Origin of the sequence: Roseivivax marinus (assembly GCF_900109705.1) — a bacterium.
Classification (GTDB): domain Bacteria; phylum Pseudomonadota; class Alphaproteobacteria; order Rhodobacterales; family Rhodobacteraceae; genus Roseivivax; species Roseivivax marinus.
The window spans coordinates 167,629-190,721 of the sequence record NZ_FOAI01000005.1 but is presented as its reverse complement, the minus strand read 5'-3'; the positions used below and the strand labels follow the sequence as shown (position 1 = coordinate 190,721).

Here is a 23,093-nt window from a genome sequence, read left to right as displayed (position 1 = left end):
AAAGATCCACAGGACGGACCATGAGCGCACTCAACATCAAGAAAGGCTCGACCAAGCACTCGGCCTACAACCTCCGCTCGACCTTCTCGGAGCATATCGAGACCCACACCCTCGCGGTGCTGGTGGACAACGAGGCGGGCGTGCTGGCACGCGTGATCGGTCTGTTCTCGGGGCGTGGTTACAACATCGAGAGCCTGACCGTGGCCGAGGTCGATCATCAGGGTCACAAGAGCCGCATCACCATCGTGACCACCGGCACGCCGCAGGTGATCGAGCAGATCAAGGCACAGCTCGGCCGCATGGTGCCGGTGCACGACGTCCACGACCTGACCGTCGAAGGCAGCTCGGTCGAACGTGAGCTGGCTCTCCTGCGGGTCGAGGGCACCGGCGACAAGCGCGTCGAGGCGCTGCGGCTGGCCGACATCTTCCGCGCGCAGGCGGTGGACTCGACGCTCGAAAGCTTCGTTTTCCAGATCACCGGCACTCCGGAAAAGATCGACGCCTTCGCCGATCTCATGCGGCCGCTTGGCCTTGCGGAGGTTGCACGCACGGGCGTGGCGGCGCTCGCCCGCGGGGCCTGATCGACACTCCGCGTGAATTTACCGTGATTCGTATCACGTGAAGAAATCGGGGCCGGCACGTCGCTTAGACCTTGGCCGGCCCGGTCTTTCCGTCCCCGCCACGCTGCGGCGCGGCAAACTTTCCTATAATTATCATTATGATACGGCCCACCTATCCGTTCGCGCCACGGGCTCGGCTTGCCTTCCACGGGGGCGAACGCATTAAGATCGCTCATGTATGCCGTTGCACTTGCCGGAACGCGAACGCGCTCTCGACAGGCATCGGCGGAGGCAGGCAACAAGATTCAACCTGAGAGCGAGGCCCCTCATGATCGCCACGGACGTGGAGCCCACCCCGGCAGAATTGCGAAAGCGGCTGGGACATAACCTTCAGGCCCTGTCACGCTCGGCTCCCTCGATCTCGGCTCTGTGCCGCGAGCTCGGAATAAACCGCACCCAGTTCAACCGCTACCGGGCCGGCGAAAGCTTTCCCCGCCCGGACGTGCTCTGGCGCATCTGCCGCTACTTCAACGTCGACGCGCGCATCCTCCTCGAGCCGGTGGAGCGGATCTCGCGCGGGGTCGGCCCGCTGTCGCATCCCGACCTGGCGGAGTATCTGCCGGATACGCGCGGGCGGATGGCTTCGCTGGACCTGCCCGAAGGCATCTGGCGGTTCGTGCGGCCGAGCCTCGCGACGCCGGGCCGCTATCTTGTCGGGCTGTTCCGGGTCTATGTCTCGGACGATTGCCACCTGCTGACCGGATACGAGACGCGCGCGGCGATGCGGGTGATGAACCAGGCGCCCACTGGCCAGGCCCGTCGCTTCCGCGGCACCTTCGTGCCGCTGATCAACGGCTTCGCCACCATCACCGCGCGGCATGGGGGTGCTGCACTTTGTTACAGCGCGATGACCGAGGCGCGCGCCGACCGTAGCCTTTGGATCGGCGAAGCGCGCTGGCCCGACATCCCCGCCGAAAGCGGGCTGCGCGCGGTGCCGCAGGTCTACGAAGTGCTGCCGTCCGACACCGGTGCGATCCTTGACGCGGCGCGGGCATGCGGCCTGCGCTCGGCCGAAAGCCTGCCCGACCACCTGCGCGACGCCCTCCGCGTCTGATCCATACCGCCGGACCAAAAAGCGGGCCGCGATCGCGGCCCGCTTTTTGGTCCGACCGGCCGGCGTGGGGTTCAGTCCTCGCCCTGCGCGTCGGCGCGGCTCTTGCCCGAAACCTTAAGCGCCAGCGTCGCGGCCATGAAGCCGTCGAGGTCGCCGTCGAGCACGCCGGATGTGTCCGCGGTCTCGTGCTGGGTCCGAAGATCCTTCACCATCTGGTAGGGCTGCAGGACATAGGACCGGATCTGGTTGCCCCAGCCCGCGTCGCCCTTGGCCTCGTGCAGCGCGTTCACCTCGGCGTTCCGGCGGTCCAGCTCCATCTGGTAAAGCCGCGACTTCAGCGCTTTCATGGCGATGTCGCGGTTCTGGTGCTGCGATTTCTCGGACGACGTCACGACGATGCCCGTGGGCGCGTGGGTGATCCGCACCGCCGAGTCGGTGGTGTTCACGTGCTGACCGCCCGCACCCGACGACCGGAACGTGTCCACGCGGATGTCGGCAGGGTTCACCTCGATCTCGATGTTGTCGTCGATTACCGGATAGGCGCCGACCGCGGCGAAGGACGTCTCGCGCGTGCCCTTGCCGAAGGGCGAGATACGCACCAGACGGTGGGTTCCGCTCTCGGACTTGAGCCAGCCATAGGCGTTGGTGCCCTTGATCTGATAGGTTGCGGACTTGATGCCCGCTTCGGCGCCCGGCTGCTCTTCCTGCAACTCGACCTCGAAACCGCGCTTCTCGGCCCAGCGGACATACATCCGGGCGAGCATCTGCGCCCAGTCGCAGGCCTCGGTGCCACCGGCGCCGGCCTTGATCTCGAGAAAGCTGTCGTTGCCGTCGGTCTCACCGTCGAGAAGCGCCTCGAGCTCCTTCTTCTCGGCGGTTTCGGCCAGGCGCTTGAGCGCGGTTTCGGCGTCCGAGACGACCTCGGTGTCGTCCTCCATCTCGCCCAGCTCGATCAGCTCGACCTGATCCGACAATTCCTGCTTGATCGATCGATAGGTCTCCATCTGGTCGACCAGCGCCTGGCGCTCGCGCATGAGCTTCTGCGCGGCGGCGGGGTCGTTCCAGAGGTTCGGGTCCTCGGTGCGCGCGTTGAACTCTTCCAGCCGGTGCTCGGCGGTTTCCCAGTTCAGACGCTGGCCCAGAAGCTCCAGCGACTTCTCGATCCGCGCAACGTTGTGTTCGGCCTCGGCCCGCATTCTGTCTTCCCGTTCCGTCGATGGACTGGCGCGCGTGATAGCCCAGCCGGGCCGACGCGGCAAGCCGGGCGCCACAGGCCGCGCGGGTGAGCCGGCGGCGCGATGTCGCGCCCCGCCCGTCCGTGCGTCGCGGCCCGACCGGGATCGCCCCGGCGCGGGCCGCGCGATGTCAGTAGAGACCGCCCGAGGACATGGTTCCGAAGCTGGCCTTCGGTCCGACCACCGCCTTGCGACCCGTCGAGGTCGTGACCTGCTTGGCGCGGCCGTCCGGCTGGATCACGTCGAAGCCCGAGCCCATGGCCCAGCCACCGTCCATCTGGATGCCGAAGATCGGCTCCTCGCCGGCGCGGAAGCACTCCGACACCACGTTCCCGCCCGAGGCGCCCGAACCGAGGCGCGACCCCGAGAAGCGGTCGATGTTAATGAACTGGCACTCTTCCGGAACCTTGAACTCGCCGCCGCCGTACTTGGCCACCGCCTTGGTCATGAACGACTGGAACACCGGGCCGCACATGGACGAGCCGTAGGCGCCCCGGCCCAGCGTGCGCGGCTGGTCGTAGCCTATGTAGCAGCCCGCCACGATGTTCGAGGTGAAGCCGATGAACCACACGTCCTTGGCGTCGTTGGTGGTGCCGGTCTTGCCCGCGGTCGGCACGCCGAGGTTCACGGCGCCCGCGGCGGTGCCGCGCTCGACCACGCCACGCATCATCGAGGTCAGCTGGTAGGCGGTTACGGGGTCCATGATACGCTCGCGGTTGGACACGATGCGGGGCCCGAGACCGGTGACGAGGTTCGGGTCGTCGCAGTTCACGCAGTCGCGCTTGTCGTGGCGATAGACCGTGTTGCCGTAGCGGTCCTGAATGCGGTCCACGAGCGTCGGCTCCACCCGTTCGCCGCCGTTGGCGAACATCGCGTAGGCGGCCACCATCTTGTAGAGCGTCGTCTCCTCCGACCCCAACGCGTTGGCGAGGTGCAGGCCCATGTCGTCGTAGACGCCGAACCGCTCGGCGTAACGCGCGACGGTGGACATGCCGATCTCCTGCGCGAGGCGGATCGTCATCAGGTTGCGCGATTGCTCGATGCCCGTGCGCAGCGGCGTGGGACCGTAATACTTGTTCGACGAGTTCTTCGGCCGCCACACGCCCTGCGGCGTGTTGATCTCGATCGGAGCGTCCACCACGATCGTCGCCGGAGAGTATCCGGAGTCGAGCGCGGAGGCGTAGACGAACGGCTTGAACGACGAGCCCGGCTGGCGCTGCGCCTGCGTCGCCCGGTTGAAGACCGAATGCTGGTAGGAAAAGCCGCCCTGCATCGCGATCACGCGGCCGGTGTTCACGTCCATCGCCATGAATGCGCCCTCGACCACCGGCACCTGCCGCAGGGTCCAGCGGATGAAGCTGCCGTCGCTGTCCGACGTCATCTTGCGCACGAGCACAACGTCGCCCACGTCGAGCAGGTCGCCCGCAACCGACGCGCGGCTTTCGAGCCGTTCGGTCTCGCGGTTCCACTTGCGGGCCCACTGCACGTCGGCGGCGGGGATCCAGTGGCCGTCCTCGTCCTCCTCGACGCCTTCGATGCCGATGCGCGCGTCGCTCGAGCCGACCTCGAGCACCACGGCGGGGTGCCAGGGGTTCTCGAGGTCCACGTCGCGGGCCACCTGCACGTCGCGTAGCGCAGCGCGCCACTCGGCCTCGGTGCCCAGATTCTCCTCGGGGATGCGTTCGCCGGTGCCGCGCCAGACACCGCGCGAGCGGTCGTAATCCTCGAGCGCACGGCGCAGGGCATTGGCGCCCTCGACCTGCATTTCGGGATCGAGCGTCGCGCGCACCGAGAAACCGCCCGAGAAGAATTCACCCTCGCCGAAATCCTCGGAGAGCTGGCGCCGGATCTCGTCGGTGAAGTAATCGCGCGGCGGCAGGCTGGCCTGGAACGGCTCGATGTCGCCGTTCTGCACGGTCACGAGGTCCGCGTTCAGCGCCTCCTGCATCGCTTCCTGCGTGATGTAGCCGTTCTCGAACATCTCGCGCAGCACGTAGTTGCGGCGCGCCATCACCCGGTCGCGGTTGCGCACAGGGTGGTAGTCGGACGGCGCCTTGGGCAGCGAGGCGAGGAAGGCGGCCTCCTGGACCTCGAGCTCGGACAGCGACTTGTTGAAGTAGGTCTGCGCCGCGGCGGTGACGCCGTACGAATTCTGCCCGAGGAAAATCTCGTTCAGATAGAGTTCGAGGATCTTGTCCTTCGACAGCGTCTCTTCGAGGCGGGTGGCGAGGATGATCTCCTTCACCTTGCGCTCGGCCCGGCGGTCACCGCTCAGCAGGAAGTTCTTCATCACCTGCTGGGTGATCGTCGAGGCGCCGCGCACGTCTTGCCCGCGCGAGCGTACCGCGTCGACCGCCGCGGCGGCGATGCCGCGCGCGTCGTAGCCCTGGTGCTGGTAGAAGTTCTTGTCCTCGGCCGAGATGAACGCCTGCTTCACCATGTCGGGGATCTCGTTCGCGGGCGTATACAGACGCCGCTCCTGCGCGAACTCGTCGATGATCTTGCCCTCGACCGAGTAGATCCGCGAGATCGTCGGCGGCGTGTACTGCGCGAGGCTCTCGTGGCTCGGCAGGTCCTGGCCGTAGACCCAGAAGATCGCGCCGATGGACAGGGCCGTCATGCCCACGCCGAGCGTGATCATCGAAAAGATGCCGCCGAAGAAGGACATGATGAAACGCAGCATGGCGTCTGTCTCCCATGGATGAAGTCAAGGCGCGATAAACGTCTCACCGCGTCGCGTCAAAACACGTCTTCGTCCGCATCGGGCCCCGGCGGGGCCCGCGCAGTGCGTCGGCAGCTTCTTGCCGGCGCCTCAGCGCCGGCGAAGTTCGGCCAGCGCGGCGTCGTCTGCGGCCCAGGCCCGCAAACCGTCACGGATGCCTGCGGCCATCCCGGCCCGCCATTCGGGGTCGAGCATGTTGGCCAGTTCCGCATCGGTGGACAGGAACCCGACCTCGATCAACGCCGAGGGAATGTCCGCCGCCTTGAGCACCGAGAACCCCGCCTGCCGGATCGGGTGCTTGTGCACGTTCACCGATGCGCCCTTGATACCGCTCACAAGCGCCTCGGCCAAGGCCCGGCTGCGCGGCTGGGTGTCGAGCCGCGCAAGGTCCATGAGCACGTCCGCCACGTGATCGTCGGCCTCGGACAGATCCACGCCTGTCAGGATCTCGCCCCTCTCGTGGCGTTCGACCAGCGCGCGCGTGGCCGCGTCCTGCGCGTCGCGGGCCAGCATGTAGACGGTTGCGCCGCGGGCGACGCCCTCCTCGATCGCATCCGCGTGGAGCGACAGGAACACGTCCGCCCCGGCGCGGTGGGCCGCCGCCACCCGTGCCTCGAGCGAGACGAAGGCGTCCGCCTCGCGGGTCATCACGACGTCGAAGCCGCCCGAGCGCAACAGCATCTCCTTCAGCTCGCGCGCGAAGGTCAGCATGAGCTGCGCCTCGGTGGCGCCGCCATGTTCGGCACCCGGATCGACGCCGCCGTGACCGGGATCGAGCACCACCTTCAGGATACCGTCCGGGCCGGGCGCGGGCGCCGTCCGCGCGGGGGCCGGCAGGTCCCAGCGCGCGTCTCGTGGCGGGCCGGAGAGGTCCGCGAAAGTCTCGTCGTCGGTGGGTTCCAGCGCCACGGTCAGCGTGCCCGCGCTTGCCGCGTCGAGCCGCAAATCCGCGCGAGTCACCTCCATCGGCCCCGACAGGTCCGCCGTCAGCCGCGACCAGCCCGGCCTGTAGGGGCCGACACGGATCGCTTGCACCCGCTCGCCGCGCAGCAAGGTCGAAGGATCGACACCGGCCCAGTCCACCTCGCGGAAGTCGAGCACCAGCCGCGCCGGGTCGTCGAGCGTGAAAACACGCCACGGCACACCCTGGCTCAGCGCCAGCCGCAGTTCGGTGCCGCCGCCGGGGCGCAGGTCGCGGGCATAGCTCCGGCTCGCGTCGAGACGTGCCAGGCCGCCAAGCTCCTGCGCCGCGACCGGCGCAGCCGTCAGCGTCGCGGCGAGGATCGCCGCCAGTCGTAGAATGTGCCGCATGGCCTGCCCTGCCCGAGCCTCTGGTCTTTTCGCCAGCCTACACGAGACGCGGGACGGGATCACCCTCCGGAAGGGCCGGACTTTCCCAGAATCGCCGCGCCGCGCACCGGCGGGAGGTCCTCGGGGGCTGCGGCAGGGGATGCCGCCCACATGGTCGTGGCCAACGCGGCGACAAGCGCCACGGTAATGATGATGTTGGACATGATGCTCTGCCTCGGGGTCTTCTTTTGATTGCCCCAAAGGTACACCGAGTCGGCCTTCCTCGCAGCGATCACGATTTCGCGTCGGCGAAACCCCGCGCGCCTCCGATCAGCCGCGGTCCGCCATGAAGCGGGCGAGCCGCTCCAGCCCCTCCTCGATGTCGGCGGTCGCGCGGGCGTAGGAAAAACGCAGCGTGCCGCCGCCCCGCTCGGGGTCGAAGTCGAGCCCCGGCGTCACCGCGACACCGGCTCGATCGAGAATCTCGGCCGCGAAGGCGCGGCTGTCATCGGTCAGGTGCGACACATCCGCATAGACGTAGAATGCCCCGTCCGGCGGCGCGAGCCGGTCGAAGCCGGCCTTCGGCAACCCGTCGAGCATCAGTTGGCGATTGCGGGCATATACCGCGCGGTTGGCCTCCAGTTCGTCGGTGGCGTCTAAAGCCGCGAGCGCGGCCACCTGTGCCGCGTGCGGCGCGCAGATGAAGAGGTTCTGCGCCAGTCGCTCCACCTGCCGAAGGTTCGCCTCGGGCACCACCATCCAGCCCACGCGCCAGCCGGTCATCGAGAAATACTTGGAGAACGAGTTGATGACGCAGACGTCGTCCGACACTTCCAGGGCCGAGACGGCGCGGTTGGCATAGTGCAGTCCGTGATAGATCTCGTCGGACACGAAGGTCGCGCCCCGGCCCTGCGCCGCGCCGATCAGGTCCGAGAGCGCCGGTTTGCCAAGCATGGTCCCGGTGGGGTTCGCGGGCGACGCGATCATCAGGCCGTCGTAATCCACGCCCTCGAGGTCGCCGGGCACCAACTGGTAACGGTTCGCCTCCGATGCCTCGATCTCCACCGCCTTGAGGTCCAGCGCGCGCAGGATCTGGCGATAGGACGGGTAGCCCGGCCGCCCGAGCGCGACCGTGTCGCCCCCGTCGAAGAAGGCCGAGAAGGCCAGGATGAAAGCCCCCGACGAGCCCGGCGTCACCACCACGCGCGCCGGGTCGAGGTCGACGCCGTACCACTCGCCATACAGCCGGGCGATCCGCTTGCGCAGCGCCGGCAGACCGAGCGCCACGGTGTATCCCAGCGCGTCGTCCTCCAGCGCGGCGGCCAGCGCGTCGCGCGCGGCAGCGGGCGCGGGCGTACCGGGCTGACCCACCTCCATGTGGACGATCGACCGCCCCGCCGCTTCCGCGGCGGAGGCCGCCTGCATCACATCCATCACAATGAAGGGATCGACATCACCCCGGCTTGAGTTCCGCATCTTCGCCTCTCTATGCTCGCGGCGGCGAAGGTGATCTCCGCGGCGGGCAAGGTCAATGACCACCGTCCCGAGGCCCCGGCGAGGGCCCCCGTGGGCCGATCTGTCCTTGCGCCCGCACCATGCGGACCAGACCGACCCAAGGAGTTTTCCATGATCCGACGCACCTCCGCCCTGGCCGGCGCGGCCCTCGGGCTCTCGCTCGTGGCCCAGCAGGCCCTCGCCTTCGACATCACCGACATGAGCGATGCCGAGCGCGAGGCCTTCCGCTCGGAGGTGCGCGCCTACCTGATGGAGAACCCCGAGGTCATCCTCGAGGCCGTCGATGCGCTCGAGCAGCGCCAGATGGCGCAGCAGGCCGAGGCCGACAACGATCTCGTGGCGAACAACGCCGAAGCGATCTTCGAGGACGGCTATTCCTGGGTCGGCGGCAACCCCGACGGCGACATCACCGTGGTCGAGTTCATGGACTACCGCTGCGGCTATTGCCGCCGGGCCAAGGAAGAGGTCGAGGAGCTGGTCGAGAGCGACGGCAACATCCGGTTCGTCCTGAAGGAGTTCCCGATCCTCGGCGAGGCCTCGACGCTGGCCTCGCGCTTCGCCATCGCCACGCGCCGCGTCGCGGGTGACGAAGCCTACAAGTCGGTGCACGACGCGCTCATGACCCTGAGCGGCGATCCGACCGAGCCGGTGCTGACGCGCATGGCGAACACCCTCGGGCTCAACGCGGACGCGATCATGACCGAGATGAACAGCCCCGACATCGACGAGGAGATCGCCGAGGTCCGTGCGCTGGCGCAGACGCTGCAGATCAATGGCACGCCCACCTTCGTCATGGGCGACGAACTGGTGCGCGGCTACGTGACCCTCGACCAGATGCGCCAGATCGTCGCCGACGAACGCGAGGCCGGATGATCCGCGCCGCACTGGCGGCGAGCATCCTCGGACTGACCCCTGCCGCAGCCGCCGCGGCAGATGGTCCCGTGCCCGACACGCTCGAGGCGCGGGCCGCCATGGGCGAGGAACTGCGCGAGCTGTTCCGCATCGAGCCGGACCTCGTGGCGCCGGCGGTCGGTCCCGCCCCGGCCCTGCTGAACGAGATCGCCCAGGGGCTTTACGCCGAGGAGGCCGCGAACGACCTGGACCGCATCGCCGCCGAGTCGGAATCGCTGTTCTCGACCGACTGGCCCGCGCTGGGACGGGAGGACGCAGTACCCGAGATCGTGCTGTTCGTCGAAGCGGACTGCGACACCTGCGCCGCCGCGCGCGCTGATTTGGACGCGCTGGCCGGGAAGATGGGCGTGCGCGCCAACCTGATCGACGTGTCAGACGACGCCGAAGCCCGCGCCATGCTGGAACGGCTGACCTTCGACATGATGCCGGCCTATGTCACCCGCTCCAAGCTGATCCGGGGACATATGCCGTCGATGGTGTTGGAAAGCTACTTGAACGAGTGAGTGAAGGCCGCCCGTCCAGGCGGCCTTTCACCTTCCGGGCAATGCCTCTGCGAAAAATGCGTCTGCCTCGGCAAACGGCCGGGGACTTGGGTTTACGGACGTTCGATGGCGAAGAGAGGCGCGCCCCCTGCATCGGCCTCCGGCCACCCAGCCCGACGGATCACTCCGCAGCTTCGCCCGCCACCTTTTCCTCGGCCTCGATCTGCTCGGCCCGCTTTTCGACCTGCTCGACGATGTGGTCAATCATCTCGTCGTTCGACATCGAATGCGACTTCTTGCCCGCAAGGTAGACCATGCCGCGACCCGCGCCTCCGCCGGTGAAGCCCACGTCGGTCATCAGCGCCTCGCCCGGTCCGTTCACCACGCAACCGATGATCGACAGCGACATCGGCGTCTTGATGTGCTCCAGCCGCTCTTCCAGCTTTTCGACCGTCCCAATCACGTCGAAACCCTGCCGCGCGCAGGACGGGCACGAGATGATGTTCACGCCGCGGTGGCGCAGGCCGAGCGACTTGAGGATCTCGTAACCGACCTTCACTTCCTCGACCGGATCCGCCGAGAGCGAGACGCGCAGCGTGTCCCCGATGCCCATCCACAAGAGGTTGCCGAGACCGATGGCCGATTTGATCGTCCCGGAGGTTAGGCCGCCCGCCTCGGTGATGCCGAGGTGGATCGGCGCGTCGGTGGCGTCCGCGATCCCCTGGTAGGCCGCAGCCGACAGGAACACGTCGGACGCCTTCACCGAGATCTTGAACTCGTGGAAATCGTTGTCCTGAAGAATGCGGATGTGCTCGAGCCCCGACTCGACCATCGCCTCGGGGCACGGCTCGCCGTACTTCTCCAGCAAATGCCGCTCGAGCGAGCCGGCGTTGACCCCGATCCGCATGGAGCAGCCGTGGTCGCGCGCCGCCGCGATGACCTCGCGCACGCGGTCCTCGGACCCGATGTTGCCCGGGTTGATCCGAAGGCAGGCGGCACCGGCCTCGGCCGCCTCGATCCCGCGCCGGTAATGGAAGTGGATGTCCGCGACGATCGGGACCGGGCTCTCGCGCACGATCTCCTTCAACGCCTTCGAAGATGCCTCGTCGGGGACCGACACGCGCACGATGTCCGCGCCGGCCTCGGCCGCGCGCTGAACCTGGTCGACGGTGGCGGCGACGTCGGTGGTGGCGGTGTTCGTCATGGTCTGCACCGAAATCGGCGCATCGCCCCCCACGGGCACGTTGCCGACCATGATCTGGCGCGACGTGCGGCGATAGATGTTCTTCCAGGGGCGGACGTGGTTGAGGCTCATAGGGCCCTCCGTCGAGCGGTGGGCCGGCACGCGCAGGCGCGCCCGGCCGGTTCCTTGAGGCTCTAGCTAGACGAGGGGGCGCGCCGCTTCAACCGCGGCGGCGCTCACTCCTGCGCGGGCTGGTCGCTGCCGCCGGGCGTTTCCGACTGAAGGTTCAGCTCGGCCACGACACGGGCCAGCGCGTCGTTCGACCCGGGATCCGCAGGGGACATCTCGCCCGTCACGCGCTGCGCCGAGAGGGCGAGGTTGTCGGCGATGGAGCCGGTACCGCCATAGGGGCCGTAAGTGCGCCCGCCGACCGCGAAGAACACCGCGCCGGCGTTGCCGGTCCGGATCGTCGGCGGCTCGGCCGTGGGCGGGACGGTGTAGCTGTCGCCGGCCTGCATCACCTGCTCGTAGAGACGGCCGCCATTGGCGTTGCGGACCAGCACCCAGGTCTCGGCGGTGGCGAGGATGGTCACGCCGGGCGCACTGTCCTCGAGCACCTGCACGGCGGGGCCCCGCGGCTGATCGGGATCGTCGGCATCGACCACCTGCTGCGGCTGCGGCTGCCGCGCGCGATCGAGGTTCAGGTCGGCCATGACCCGGGCGAGGTCGGAGTCCGCGCCGGGCGTCGCCGGCTCGAACCGCTCGGTCACCGCGTCGGGCGTCAGCGCCACGTCAGAGGTCACGGCACCGCGCGGGCCGACGGGTCCGTAGGTCGCTCCGGCGGCGGCAAGATAGACCGCGCTCGATTCGCCCACGCGGAGCGTCGGGTTCTCGATCTCTGCGGGCGGCGCGTAGGTGTCGCCCGCGTTGAGGATACGCTCGAACACGGTCGCGCCCGAACCGTCGGTCACGCGCACCCAGGCCGGGCGCACGGCGATCATGGTCACGCCGTCGCGCGGGCCGGTGACGGGGCCGCGGGGATCCTCGCCGGTGCCCAGCACCTCGGACAGCGTCTGTTCGATCGCCGAGGCCGCGGCGTTGGCGGTCTGCACGTTCGGCAGGCGCGCCGCGCCCCGTCCGGCGAAGGCGCCGACCCGGCTGGGATCGAGCGTCGAGATCGGGGCGTCACGCGCCACGAGAACCGGCACGTCCAGCGCCTGCGGCCGATAGAGCCGGTCCAGCGCCTCGTTCGACGGCGGGCTGAAGACGCCGGCCGAGGCCACGTCCTCGTCCGAGCCGGGCTCGGACGTCGTGGGGCGCGCGGCGGCGACGGGATCGAGATCGGACAGAACCACGGGCGTCTGGTCCACGGGCGTGACCTGCACGCGCTGCACCTCCTGCAGAACGGTCCAGCCGCCGAAGCCGATGCCGCCGATCAGCGCGATCAGCACGAACATGGAGCCCACGGCGCCGGGTTCGATCCGGCCGAGGATGCTGTCATTTGCGGGCGCAAAAGGAAGCGTCGGCTGCTTGAACGGATCGCGCGCGCCACCGTTCGGGGCGGTCGCCGCCTTCGGTTCGCGCGGACGGCGGACCACGGACGCTTCCTCGGACATGCCGTGCGCGACAGAAAAGCCGCTCTCGGTGCAAAATGCCTGGAAGGTCTGGTCGGGGTCCATGCCCAGATAGCGGGCATAGGATCGTACGTACCCGGCGATGAATCCGGGCGTGTCGAATGCCGACGGATCGCAATTCTCGATTGCGGCGATGTAGTTCGCCTTGATCCTCAATTCGCGCTGCACGTCGAGAAGCGACTTCCCCATCGTCGCGCGTTCGCCGCGCATCACGTCGCCAAGACGCAATGCGAAGTCGTCGAAACCCCGCGGGGTCTCGCCGACCTCGTCCTGATGCTGCGGCCGAGTGTTCCGCACTCTCATAGCGGCTGCCCCGATCTCACCGTGCTGTGTCCCGTGCCTGTCCCAGGCGCGACTTCGAACTCCATTCCCCGAGTCGAGTCACGCTCTTATTGACATCACGTTAGCACAGGAAAATCCGTGTGGGCACCACTTTGCGCGATCAAGCGCTGAGTTCGGCACGATTCAGCGCACAATGGGACCACAGTTCATCCATCCCATGAACCAGCCGATCCATCTCGTCGGGCCCGTGGACCGGCGACGGCGTGAAGCGCAGGCGCTCGGTGCCGCGTGGCACCGTGGGGAAGTTGATCGGCTGCACGTAGATGCCATAGCCGTCCAGAAGCATGTCCGACAACGCCTTGGTATGAACCGGATCGCCGACGATCACCGGCACGATGTGGCTGCCGTGATCGATGAGCGGCAGGCCCATTCCCTTGAGACGGGTCTTCAGAATCTTTGCCCGCTCCTGATGCTTGTCGCGCAGTTCCTGATCTCGCTTGAGGTGCGCGACCGAGGCCGCGGCGCCGGCCGCCACGGCCGGCGGCAGCGACGTGGTGAAGATGAACCCCGGCGCGTAGGAGCGTACTGCGTCACACATTTTCTCGGACGCGGCGATGTAGCCGCCCATCACTCCGTAGGCCTTGGCGAGCGTCCCGTTGATGATGTCGAGCCGGTGCATCAGGCGGTCGCGCTCGGCCACGCCCGCGCCGCGGGGGCCGTACATGCCGACGGCGTGCACCTCGTCGATGTAGGTCAGCGCACCGAACTCGTCGGCGAGGTCGCAGATCGCCTCGATCGGGCCGAAATCGCCGTCCATCGAGTAGATCGATTCAAACGCGATCAGCTTCGGCGCGTCGGGATCGTCGGCCTCGAGCAGCTCGCGCAGGTGGGCCACGTCGTTGTGCCGGAAGATCCGCTTGGCACCTCCGTTTCGGCGCACGCCCTCGATCATCGATGCGTGGTTCAGCGCGTCGGAATAGATGATGAGCCCGGGAAAGAGCTTGGGGAGCGTCGACAGCGTGGCGTCGTTGGCGATGTAGGCCGAGGTGAAGACCAGCGCCGCTTCCTTACGGTGCAGATCGGCCAGCTCGGCCTCGAGCCGCTTGTGGTAAACCGTGGTGCCGGAGATGTTGCGCGTCCCCCCCGAGCCTGCGCCGGTGGCGTCCACCGCCTCGTGCATGGCGGCGAGGACGGCCGGGTGCTGGCCCATGCCGAGGTAATCGTTGCCGCACCACACGGTGATCGGCATCTCGGTTCCGTCAGGTTTGGTCCAGGTGGCGTGGGGGAACTGACCGCGGCGCCGCTCGATGTCGATGAAGGTTCGATAGCGGCCTTCTTCGTGAAGTCGGTCGATCGCCTGATCCAGTTGCGCGCTGTAGTCCACGCCACTTCTCCTTCTTGTCGTCACGCGGCCGCGTGGCCCGCGCAAGCCCCGAGGGGCCATTTTCCGCGTCCTGACTGCATATAGAGCACGGCCTATCCAAACAACCGCCTACCCCATGACCATTAGTCGCAACTTTGACCTAGGTCATGCTTGGCGTGACGCCGATCGGAAACTCGGACGCCTCAAAACATGTGAATATAACCATGCTTTGCGCCGGAACGCCAACCCCGCGTTTCGCCGGCACCGCTGACATATTCCGGGAAGGCGGGTTTTCCGGACTTTGCCGGAGTCGCGATCCGCGGAATGATCCTGGAAGACCATTACTTTACGCATTTCCAAGATCCCTGCCCTTTTCCCTCGCCGTCCCGGCGACCTTCGAGACATCCCGTGCCATGCAGATTGCGCTCTCCCCCGCCCAGGCCGTCCTGCTGACGCTGACCGTGGCTGTGGGCTACGCGGTCGCCACCATCGGAATGAAGCTGGTTTCCGACCATGTTGCGGGTCCCGGCGCCGCGGTCCTGGCGGTGGGTCTCGTCGCGGTCGTCGTGGGCGAAATTGTCCTGATGCGGACGACTCCCCTATCGGTGCTTTACGTAACCATCATCGGGGTCGAGACCGTCCTGGTTCTGGCCTACGCGATCTGGATCGGCGAAGGCTTCTCGATGCGGCAGGCAATGGGCGGGCTCATGGTTCTCGCCGGGCTGGCGATCGTCAGCCACTGAGCGGGGCTCGGGCTGGACACCGGGGGCCGCGCTGATACCGTCGCGCCCGACTTCCCCCTTTGCCCCGAAAAGGAGATGCCCTTGTCGATCGATGCCGTCCTCGCCCGCCTCGACGCCGATCTGCCCGCCGCGACCGAGCGGTTGTTCGAGCTGCTGCGCATCCCGTCGATCTCCACCGATCCGGCCTATGCCCCGGATTGCCGCAAGGCCGCCGAGTGGCTCGTCGCCGACCTGAAGAGCATGGGCGTCGACGCCGGCCTGCGCGAGACGCCGGGCCACCCGATGGTGGTGGGTCACGTCGACGGCGACGGCCCGCATGTCTTGTTCTACGGACACTACGACGTGCAGCCGGTCGACCCGCTGGAGCTCTGGGACCGCGGGCCGTTCGACCCCGAGCTGCAGGACACCGAAAAAGGCAAGGTGATCCGCGCACGCGGCGCCTCGGATGACAAGGGCCAGCTGATGACCTTCGTGGAGGCCTGCCGCGCCTACCATGCCGAGACCGGGCGAATGCCCTGCCGCATCACCTTCTTCTTCGAGGGCGAGGAGGAATCCGGCTCGCCTTCGCTGGTGCCCTTCCTTGAGGAGAAGGCCGAGGAACTGCGCGCCGACGTGGCCCTGATCTGCGACACGGGCCTGTTCGACAGTCGCGCGCCCGCGATCGTCACCATGCTGCGGGGCCTTCTGGGCGAACAGATCACCGTAAAGGGCCCGTCGAAGGACCTGCATTCGGGGATGTACGGCGGCCCGTCGCGCAACCCGATCCGGGTGCTGACGAAAATTCTGGGCAACCTGCATGACGATCAGGGCCGCGTCACGGTGCCCGGCTTCTACGACGGCGTGCCCGAGCTCGACCCCGAGATGAAGGCGCAATGGGACGCGCTCGGCTTCGATCACTCGGCTTTCCTGGGAGATGTCGGCCTGTCCGAGCCCGCGGGCGAGCGCGACCGCACCGCTCTCGAGATGATCTGGTCGCGGCCCACGGGCGAAATCAACGGCATCTGGGGCGGCTATACCGGTGCGGGCTTCAAGACCGTGTTGCCGGCCGAGGCCCACGCCAAGGTCAGCTTCCGCCTTGTCGGCGACCAGGATCCGCACGCCATCCGCGAAAGCTTCCGCGCCTGGGTGCAGGAACAGCTGCCGCCCGACTGCACCGCAGAGTTCCACGGCCACGGCAATTCGCAAGCCTCGGTCATGGCGACCTCGCATCCCGCGTTCGAGCAGGCGCGCACGGCCCTGTCCGAGGAGTGGCCGGAGCCTGCCGCCTACGTGGGCTCGGGCGGATCGATCCCGGTCGCGGGACACTTCAAGAAGATCCTCGGGACCGACGCCATGCTGATCGGCTTCGCCAAGGACGACGATGCGCTGCATTCGCCGAACGAGAAATACGACCTCGAGAGCTTTCACCGCGGGGCGCGCAGCTGGGCGCGCATCCTCGACGCCTTCGACTGGTCCTGACGGCTCCGGCAGTGACGCCCCGCGCCGGCATGGCACGCGGGGCGTCACGCCCCGGTCGCGCGACGAGCCGCGCGACATGCCGATGGATCGCAGGCGATACACTTTTCAGGAGACGCCCGAGACCGGCCCGCATGTCTCCCAGATTGTGCCACAATCGCTAAGGAATACTTAACGAATGCGGTACACGATCCGAAAACAGACTCAGACAGACTTCGAGGACCGGGTCCGCCGGCTCGATCCCGATTTCGCGCGCCACGGACACCGTCCGGCTGGCGCCGGAACGAAAGCCAGGCCCAGCCCGGTCGTCGGAAGCCTTCTCGGCTTCGGCTGGGTCTACGTCGCCGCCTCCGTGGCGCGAAACCGCGAGTACCTGCAGGACAGCCTCGGACAAGGCAGCCTGTCGGCGCAAAGCCAGACGCTGGTGATGGCCGGCCTCGCGGCGATGCTGGTGCTGTCGGCGCTGGCGATTCTCGTGCATCTCGGCCGCGTCCTTCTGCGCGGTCGCGGCCGGCGCGGCAATTCCGGCGCAATTCTCACCGGCGCCGCGGCGGCTCTGACGCTGGCCTACACGCCGCCCTCGGTCATGGAAGTCGGACTCGGCCTGCTCGATCCCCACGCCTCCGCGCTGTTGCAGACCGCCAGCGCGACCGTGGGCGTCGACTTCGATAACGTCGCCTTCGTCTCGTCGCGCTGACGGCTCCGGACGTCAGACCAGCCCCACGAACCGCTCCGGCAACACATATTGCAGCGCGTAGTCGGGCCGCGCGAACTGCCAAAGGCCATGCTCACGCGGCACCCACGTCTCGTGCATCTTGCGCCGCACCCAGTTGAGGCGGAAGCCCTCGCGCATCTCCATGTCTTTGAAGGCCTCGAAGACCGCGCGGTCCTCGCCACGGGCCTCTGCGAACCAGTGCCGCCCGATCTGCACGTCCTGCACCGCGGCCCCCGTCGCCTCGGAGGTGGCATTCCGACGGTCCATCGTCGCGGCGTAGTTGGCGAAGTCGCAGAACTTCAGGTGAAGAAGGTAGAGCGCATCGGGCGTGTTCAGTTGCGGATGCGTGGTGAAGTGCCCGCCCCGCGCGATCTTGGCCCCGAGCCCCAGAACGCAGGGTTTCGAGTAGTGCGGCGCAAGGCGCACGTGCCGACGCGGGCCGAGGATCGTGTTGTCGATCGGTTCGGGCTCGCGGTCGGTCCGGTGCACCACTTCGAGGCCGAGCGGCGTGTAGACCGTCCGCCGCTTCAGCCCGGCGAGGTAGTCCAGAAGGCCGAGCCCGGTCTCGGGATCGACGACCACCAACTCGTCAACATCGCCCACTACAACGAAGTCGTAGTAGCCCGAAAGCCCGTCCACGAGGCCGTTCAGCAGCCGCCAGCGCTTGCCGTCGAAGTTGCGGTGCGCGTCGCCCGGGATGCCGACGACGTTCGCCCCTTCGGCCATGCGGGCGACGTCGTCGCCCCGCCCGTGATTGATGACGTAGCAGTTCTCAAGTCCGAAGGCCGCGCCGTAATGGCGCAGCCACGCTGCCAGGAAGAAGGGATCGTCGCGCACCATGGTGACGGCGGCGGCCACGGTCTGCATCGTGTTTCAGGTCCCTGCCCGTTTAGGTTTCGCAGGGACCCTAACCCGATGGGCGCGCGACGAGAATCCCTATTCGCGCGCCGCCTGCGGATCGGCGAGCCGACGTACCAGCCCCCCCGCGGTGATGCGCCCGATCAGGGTGCCACCGCGGTCCTCGACGCCAAGGTCCGACGCCCCGCCACCAAGGCGCGACATCACCTCCGAGACCGGCATGTCGGCGGGCACCCGGCCCTCGGGCGCCGGACCCTCCGCCGCGCCCATCACGTCGCGCGCGGTCAGCACGCCGAGCGGGTTCATGTGCGCTACGAACTCTGCCACGTAATCGTCTGATGGAGATGAATAAATCTCGGATGGACGTCCGCACTGGACAATTCGGCCGCCCTCCATGATGGCGATGCGGTTGCCGATCTTGAACGCCTCGTCGAGGTCATGGCTCACGAAGATGATGGTCTTCTTCATCTCGCGCTGGAGTTCGAGAAGCTCGTCCTGAAGTTTGGTGCGGATCAACGGATCCAGCGCCGAGAACGGCTCGTCCATGAGCAGGATGGGCGCATCGGTGGCGAACGCGCGCGCGAGACCCACGCGCTGCTGCATCCCGCCCGAAAGCTCTCCGACCTTGCGGTCGCCCCAGCCGTCGAGCCCCACGAGACCCAGCTGGCGGTCCACGCGCTCGGTGCGCTCGGCCTTGGCCATGCCGCCGAGTTCGAGCCCCAGCCCGACATTCTCGCGCACGGTGCGCCACGGCAGCAGACCGAACTGCTGGAATACCATGGCCACGCGATTCAGGCGCACCCAGCGCAGGTCTTCGTCCGAGGCGTGGGTGACATCCATCATCTCGGAGCCGGTGTTCACCTCGACCTTGCCGCGCACCACCGGGTTCAGCCCGTTGACCGCGCGCAGAAGCGTCGACTTGCCCGACCCCGAGAGGCCCATGAGAACGAGGATCTCGCCCTCTTCCACGTCGATCGAGCAATTGTGGACGCCCAGGACCTGGCCGGTCTTCTCCTGCACGGCGGGCCGGTCCTCGCCGCGATCCATGAGCGGCAGCGCGGATTTCGGTTCATCTCCGAAGACGATGGAAACGTTGTCGATCTTGACGGCGGTGCTCATTTCTTGGCTCCCACGTTCAGGATGCGATCCAGCATGATGGCGACGACCACGATGACGATCCCGCTCTCGAAGCCGAGCGCGGTGTTCACCTGGTTCAGAGCACGAACGACCGGCACGCCGAGGCCATCGGCACCGACGAGCGCCGCGATCACCACCATCGACAGCGACAGCATGATGGTCTGGTTGAGCCCGGCCATGATCTGGGGGAACGCGCTCGGGAGTTCGACCTTCCACAACACCTGCCGGCCGGTTGCGCCAAAGGCGCGCGCGGCCTCGAGCAGCGGCTGCGGGGTGGAGGACACGCCGAGATAGGTCAGGCGGATTGGCGCGGGCACGACGAAGATCACCGTGGCGATCAGACCCGGCACCATGCCGATGCCGAAGAACACGATCGCCGGGATCAGGTAGACGAAGGTCGGCAGCGTCTGCATCAGGTCGAGGACCGGCCGGATCGCGGTGTAGAGCTTGGGCCGGTGCGCCGCGGCGATGCCGATCGGCACGCCGATGCCCATGCACACGACGCAGGCCGACAGGACGAGCGTCAGGCTCTCCAGCGTCTCTTCCCAGTAGTCCTGGTTGATGATGAACAGGAAGCCGAGCGCGGTGAACAGCGCGACCTTCCAGCTGCGCTGCAGCGCGTAGGCGATGGCCACGAAGACGGCGATGACGATGAACGGGTGCGGCGTCTCCATCAGCCACAGCACGCTGTCGATCAGCCACTCCATCGCGGCGGCGAGCAGGTCGAGCGCCCAGCCGCCATAGGTGCGGATGCCGTCGAAGATGGTTTCGGCCACCTCGCCCACGGGAATCTTGTACTCTGTCAGCACGTCCAGCACGGGATGCGTCCCCCTTTCCGATGCTATATCACGCCGGAAGGCCGCACCCCGGCGGGGGCGACCCAGATCCGGTCATTATTGATTGACCAGTCAATTAAACATCGAATAGGCTGCGACAAGCAACCCGGAAGTTACCAAGGTTCGCAAGGACATGGGAAAAGAAGTGCAGCGCCGGCGCGACCTGATCGCCGCCACCATCCGCGAGATCGGAGAGACCGGCACCCTGAGCGTGACGGTGGGCAAGATCGCCAAGCGGGCGGGCGTGTCGCCGGGCCTCGCCTTCCACTACTTCGGCGACAAGGAGGCGCTGTTCCTCGCCGCCATGCGCGCGATCCTGCGCGACTACGGCGACGAGGTGCGCGCGGCGTTGGCTGGCGCCGACACCCCGGCCGAACGACTCGAGGCGATCATCGGCGCGAGCTTTGCCGAAAGCCACTTCCGCGACGGCGCGGTGGCAGCGTGGCTGAACTTTTACGTGCTGGCCCAGACCTCGGACGAGGCGGCACGGCTGCTGGCGCTCTATCACCGGCGCTTGCACTCGAACCTCGTGCACGATCTGCGGCCGCTTCTGGGGAACGAGGCGCCGTGCGCGGCGCGGCGGATGGCGGCGCTGATCGATGGGATCTACCTGCGCTTCGCCCTGACCCGCGATGCAGTGGACGCGGCCCCTGCCGCGGAAGAGGTGCGCGCCGCGCTGGCGACCGAGCGCGCGGCCGCCGAGGCCGCTCAGAGCGCGTAACCGTACCAGTCGAGGATCGAGAGCGCGGCGTCGAGACGCTCGCCCGGTGCGCCGGTGCGGTCGATCACGAAGACCCACGCGCCGTCCGGATCGCCCATTGCCGCCGTGCGCGCATCGGCGTCGAGCCAGTGCACCCAGAGCGCCCGCCCACCGGCGCGGAATCGGCCCGGCGCCTCTTCGGTCAGCGGATAGGACTGCCCTGCCACGGTCAGGCTGTCGGGCGAGAAGCTCACGCGCGCGCCCGGCGGCACACCCCGTCCCTGCACCACCTGCCACTCTCCGGCGAGGCGCGCGGCGGTGACGTCAACCTGCGCGCCGACGGGTGCCGATGCGTCGCGCAGATCGGTCGCAGCGGCCGGTGCTTCCTCCCTGGCGCCACAAGCGGCCAGGGACGCGCACAGGATTGCCGCAAGCGCGCCGCGGGACCGAACCGAGATGGCCGGAATGCACTGCCAGCCTGCGCGGGTTCCACCAGCCACCGAAGGCCCCGACATGGACACGTCCGACCAGACCGCCCTGCGCCGCGCGAAGCTCTTCGCGCTTGCCACGCAGGCCATGCGGCAGCCCGAAAGGCCACGCGCCAAGCCGCTCACGCCCGCCGTCGCGCAGGCCTTCGTGGCGCGCGGCTTGGCGTCGTTCACGCCTCCTCCTCCGCGTCCGGATCGTTCGCGGCGCGCCCCCTGAAGCCGGTCGCCACCACGAACTTCTCCGACGAATCGGCGCGCGAGGCCGGCGGCTTCACGTTGGCGACCGTGTCGAAGCGCTGCTTGAGCAGGGTCTGGAGCGACCCCTCGGCCCCGCCGGCCAGAACCTTGGCGACGAAGGTGCCGCCGTCCTCCAGCACGTCGAAGGCGAACTCCGCCGCCGCTTCGCACAGCGCGACGATCCGAAGGTGGTCGGTCTGCTTGTGCCCCGAGGACGAGGCCGCCATGTCCGACATCACCACGTCGGCCTTGCCGCCCAGCCATTCCTTGACCTGCGCGTCGGCCTCGTCGGCGAGGAAGTCGAGCTGGTGGATCTCGGCGCCGGCGATCGGCTCCACCTCCTGCAGGTCGACGCCGAGGACGCGGCCCTCGAGCTTGCCCGACTTCTCGCCGAGCGCGTTGGTCCGCTTGACGGCGACCTGGCACCATCCGCCCGGGGCACAGCCGAGGTCCACCACCCGTGCACCGGGCACGAGGAAGCGGTACTTGTCGTCGAGTTCGAGGATCTTGAACGCCGCACGCCCGCGGTACCCCTCCGTCTGCGCGCGCTTGACGTAGGGGTCGTTGAGCTGGCGCTGCAACCAGCGTGTCGAGGACAGCCGCCGCCCCCGCGCCGTCTTGACCTTGACCTTGAGGTCGCGCTGTCCGCGCCCCGAGGTTTTGCCCCCGCCCGGCTTCTTCGCCATCGCGGCACCTCCATCGCCCGTTTGCAGAGGGGCGGACGACCGCCCGCCCCTTTGTTTCGGGCATAGGCCGCGCTCAGAGCGCCGTCCACCCGCCGTCGACGCTGATCGTCGTGCCGGTGATCTGCGCCGCGGCGTCCGAGCACAGGAACACCGCCGTGCCGCCGAGTTGCTCGACGGTGGCGAACTCCTTCGAGGGTTGGCGGTCGAGGATGACCTTCTCGATCGCCTCCTCCTCGGTCATGTTGTATTCCTTCGCGGTGTCGGGAATCTGCGACTCGACCAGTGGCGTCTTCACGTAGCCCGGACAGATCGCGTTCGCGGTGATCGGCTCCTTCGCGGTTTCCAGCGCCACCGTCTTGGTCATGCCGACGAGCCCGTGCTTGGCCGAAATGTAGGCCACCTTGTAGGGCGATGCGGTCAGGCCGTGCGCCGAAGCGATGTTGACCACCCGGCCCCAGCCCGCCTTGCGCATGAGCGGCAGCGCCTCGGCGGTGGTGTGGAACGCGGCCGACAGCATGATCGCGATGATCGCGTCCCACTTCTCGGTCGGGAACTCCTGGATCGGTGCGACGTGCTGGATGCCGGCGTTGTTCACGAGAATGTCGCAGACGCCCACCGAGGTCACCAGGTTGCGCGCCTCGTCGGGCTTGGAGAGATCGGCCTTCACGTACCGCGCGGTCACGCCGTGCTCCTTGCCGAGGTCCGCGGCCAGCTTGTGGTCCTCTTCGCGGTCGGTGAACGAGTTCAGCACCACGTCCGCGCCCGCGCGCGCCAGCTCATGCGCCACGCCGAGGCCGATTCCCGAATTCGAACCGGTGACGATAGCGGTCTTGCCCTTGAGCGATTGGGTCATCCCGAAGATCTCCTGAAAATGTGATCGCGGCCGACCATGCGGTCGCTGCACCTGCAAAACAAGCGGCGACAGGGGATTGGTTCCGTCGCGGCT

22 protein-coding genes are annotated in these 23,093 nt (G+C 67.8%); 8 read left to right on the top strand and 14 right to left on the bottom strand.

What is annotated here, in order from left to right; genetic code table 11:
- Positions 1 to 20: 20 nt before the first annotated feature.
- Both ilvN and BMX29_RS08410 read left to right on the top strand, forming a co-directional pair.
- The gene (gene ilvN, locus BMX29_RS08415; protein WP_043841570.1) at positions 21 to 581 is read left to right on the top strand and encodes an acetolactate synthase small subunit; all 561 of its coding nucleotides are present in this window, start codon (positions 21 to 23) and stop codon (positions 579 to 581) included.
- A gap of 307 nt (positions 582 to 888) precedes the next feature.
- Entirely contained in the window at positions 889 to 1,674 is a 786-nt protein-coding gene (locus BMX29_RS08410; RefSeq protein WP_043841572.1) for a helix-turn-helix domain-containing protein, read from the top strand.
- Positions 1,675 to 1,745: 71 nt separating this feature from the next.
- On the opposite strand, the gene prfB is transcribed toward BMX29_RS08410, so the two are convergent.
- From prfB to BMX29_RS08390, 5 genes are all read right to left on the bottom strand, one after another.
- Entirely contained in the window at positions 1,746 to 2,870 is a 1,125-nt protein-coding gene (prfB, locus tag BMX29_RS08405; RefSeq protein WP_043841573.1) for a peptide chain release factor 2, read from the bottom strand.
- 169 nt (positions 2,871 to 3,039) lie between these two features.
- Complete coding sequence (locus tag BMX29_RS08400; RefSeq protein WP_092811881.1) at positions 3,040 to 5,592, bottom strand: penicillin-binding protein 1A; 2,553 nt, start codon at positions 5,590 to 5,592, stop codon at positions 3,040 to 3,042.
- Positions 5,593 to 5,721: 129 nt separating this feature from the next.
- Complete coding sequence (locus tag BMX29_RS08395) at positions 5,722 to 6,942, bottom strand: N-acetylmuramoyl-L-alanine amidase (protein WP_092811879.1); 1,221 nt, start codon at positions 6,940 to 6,942, stop codon at positions 5,722 to 5,724.
- A gap of 59 nt (positions 6,943 to 7,001) precedes the next feature.
- Positions 7,002 to 7,145: a hypothetical protein gene (locus BMX29_RS19195; RefSeq protein ID WP_175471160.1), complete on the bottom strand. Its 144-nt coding sequence runs from the start codon at positions 7,143 to 7,145 to the stop codon at positions 7,002 to 7,004.
- Between the two features lie 106 nt (positions 7,146 to 7,251).
- On the bottom strand, positions 7,252 to 8,397 hold the full coding sequence (locus BMX29_RS08390; RefSeq protein ID WP_092811877.1) for an aminotransferase class I/II-fold pyridoxal phosphate-dependent enzyme: 1,146 nt from the start codon (positions 8,395 to 8,397) through the stop codon (positions 7,252 to 7,254).
- Positions 8,398 to 8,547: 150 nt separating this feature from the next.
- On the opposite strand from BMX29_RS08390, the gene BMX29_RS08385 reads away from it, so the two are divergent.
- On the top strand, positions 8,548 to 9,309 hold the full coding sequence (locus tag BMX29_RS08385; protein ID WP_092811875.1) for a DsbA family protein: 762 nt from the start codon (positions 8,548 to 8,550) through the stop codon (positions 9,307 to 9,309).
- Entirely contained in the window at positions 9,306 to 9,851 is a 546-nt protein-coding gene (locus BMX29_RS08380; RefSeq protein WP_051487319.1) for a hypothetical protein, read from the top strand. Before BMX29_RS08385 ends, BMX29_RS08380 begins: the two co-directional genes overlap by 4 nt.
- Positions 9,852 to 10,011: 160 nt before the next feature.
- On the opposite strand, the gene ispG is transcribed toward BMX29_RS08380, so the two are convergent.
- From ispG to hemA, 3 genes are all read right to left on the bottom strand, one after another.
- Positions 10,012 to 11,145 carry a flavodoxin-dependent (E)-4-hydroxy-3-methylbut-2-enyl-diphosphate synthase gene (gene ispG / locus BMX29_RS08375; protein ID WP_092811873.1) on the bottom strand — a complete coding sequence of 378 codons (1,134 nt, stop codon included), beginning with the start codon at positions 11,143 to 11,145 and terminating at the stop codon, positions 10,012 to 10,014.
- A gap of 104 nt (positions 11,146 to 11,249) precedes the next feature.
- Complete coding sequence (locus BMX29_RS08370; protein ID WP_092811871.1) at positions 11,250 to 12,950, bottom strand: helix-turn-helix domain-containing protein; 1,701 nt, start codon at positions 12,948 to 12,950, stop codon at positions 11,250 to 11,252.
- A gap of 139 nt (positions 12,951 to 13,089) precedes the next feature.
- Positions 13,090 to 14,313, bottom strand: a complete 1,224-nt coding sequence (gene hemA, locus BMX29_RS08365; protein WP_092811869.1) for a 5-aminolevulinate synthase — start codon at positions 14,311 to 14,313, stop codon at positions 13,090 to 13,092.
- Between the two features lie 392 nt (positions 14,314 to 14,705).
- On the opposite strand from hemA, the gene BMX29_RS08360 reads away from it, so the two are divergent.
- The 3 genes from BMX29_RS08360 (at position 14,706) to BMX29_RS08350 (ending at position 17,187) form a co-directional block, all read left to right on the top strand.
- A complete protein-coding gene (locus tag BMX29_RS08360) occupies positions 14,706 to 15,035 on the top strand; it encodes a hypothetical protein (RefSeq protein WP_092811867.1) in 330 nt (109 codons plus the stop codon).
- Positions 15,036 to 15,116: 81 nt separating this feature from the next.
- Complete coding sequence (locus BMX29_RS08355; protein ID WP_092811997.1) at positions 15,117 to 16,493, top strand: M20/M25/M40 family metallo-hydrolase; 1,377 nt, start codon at positions 15,117 to 15,119, stop codon at positions 16,491 to 16,493.
- A 175-nt stretch (positions 16,494 to 16,668) separates the two neighbouring features.
- On the top strand, positions 16,669 to 17,187 hold the full coding sequence (locus tag BMX29_RS08350; RefSeq protein ID WP_092811865.1) for a hypothetical protein: 519 nt from the start codon (positions 16,669 to 16,671) through the stop codon (positions 17,185 to 17,187).
- Positions 17,188 to 17,199: 12 nt separating this feature from the next.
- On the opposite strand, the gene BMX29_RS08345 is transcribed toward BMX29_RS08350, so the two are convergent.
- The 3 genes from BMX29_RS08345 to choW form a co-directional block, all read right to left on the bottom strand.
- The gene (locus tag BMX29_RS08345) at positions 17,200 to 18,072 is read right to left on the bottom strand and encodes a glycosyltransferase family 2 protein (protein WP_092811863.1); all 873 of its coding nucleotides are present in this window, start codon (positions 18,070 to 18,072) and stop codon (positions 17,200 to 17,202) included.
- A 69-nt stretch (positions 18,073 to 18,141) separates the two neighbouring features.
- Positions 18,142 to 19,182: a choline ABC transporter ATP-binding protein gene (gene choV / locus BMX29_RS08340; RefSeq protein WP_092811861.1), complete on the bottom strand. Its 1,041-nt coding sequence runs from the start codon at positions 19,180 to 19,182 to the stop codon at positions 18,142 to 18,144.
- Positions 19,179 to 20,015 (bottom strand): choline ABC transporter permease subunit, encoded by an 837-nt coding sequence (choW, locus tag BMX29_RS08335; protein ID WP_043841913.1) that lies wholly within the window; start codon positions 20,013 to 20,015, stop codon positions 19,179 to 19,181. Before choW ends, choV begins: the two co-directional genes overlap by 4 nt.
- 154 nt (positions 20,016 to 20,169) lie before the next feature.
- On the opposite strand from choW, the gene betI reads away from it, so the two are divergent.
- Positions 20,170 to 20,757: a choline-binding transcriptional repressor BetI gene (gene betI / locus BMX29_RS08330; protein WP_092811859.1), complete on the top strand. Its 588-nt coding sequence runs from the start codon at positions 20,170 to 20,172 to the stop codon at positions 20,755 to 20,757.
- Here the strand turns inward: betI and BMX29_RS19585 are convergent.
- The 3 genes from BMX29_RS19585 to BMX29_RS08315 form a co-directional block, all read right to left on the bottom strand.
- Positions 20,745 to 21,398, bottom strand: coding sequence for a hypothetical protein (locus tag BMX29_RS19585; RefSeq protein ID WP_244889191.1), 654 nt, complete (start codon positions 21,396 to 21,398; stop codon positions 20,745 to 20,747). The two genes, betI and BMX29_RS19585, sit on opposite strands and share 13 nt — an antisense overlap.
- Positions 21,395 to 22,147: an RlmE family RNA methyltransferase gene (locus BMX29_RS08320; protein WP_092811857.1), complete on the bottom strand. Its 753-nt coding sequence runs from the start codon at positions 22,145 to 22,147 to the stop codon at positions 21,395 to 21,397. Before BMX29_RS08320 ends, BMX29_RS19585 begins: the two co-directional genes overlap by 4 nt.
- Positions 22,148 to 22,220: 73 nt before the next feature.
- Positions 22,221 to 23,000, bottom strand: a complete 780-nt coding sequence (locus tag BMX29_RS08315) for a 3-hydroxybutyrate dehydrogenase (RefSeq protein WP_092811855.1) — start codon at positions 22,998 to 23,000, stop codon at positions 22,221 to 22,223.
- Positions 23,001 to 23,093 lie beyond the last annotated feature (93 nt).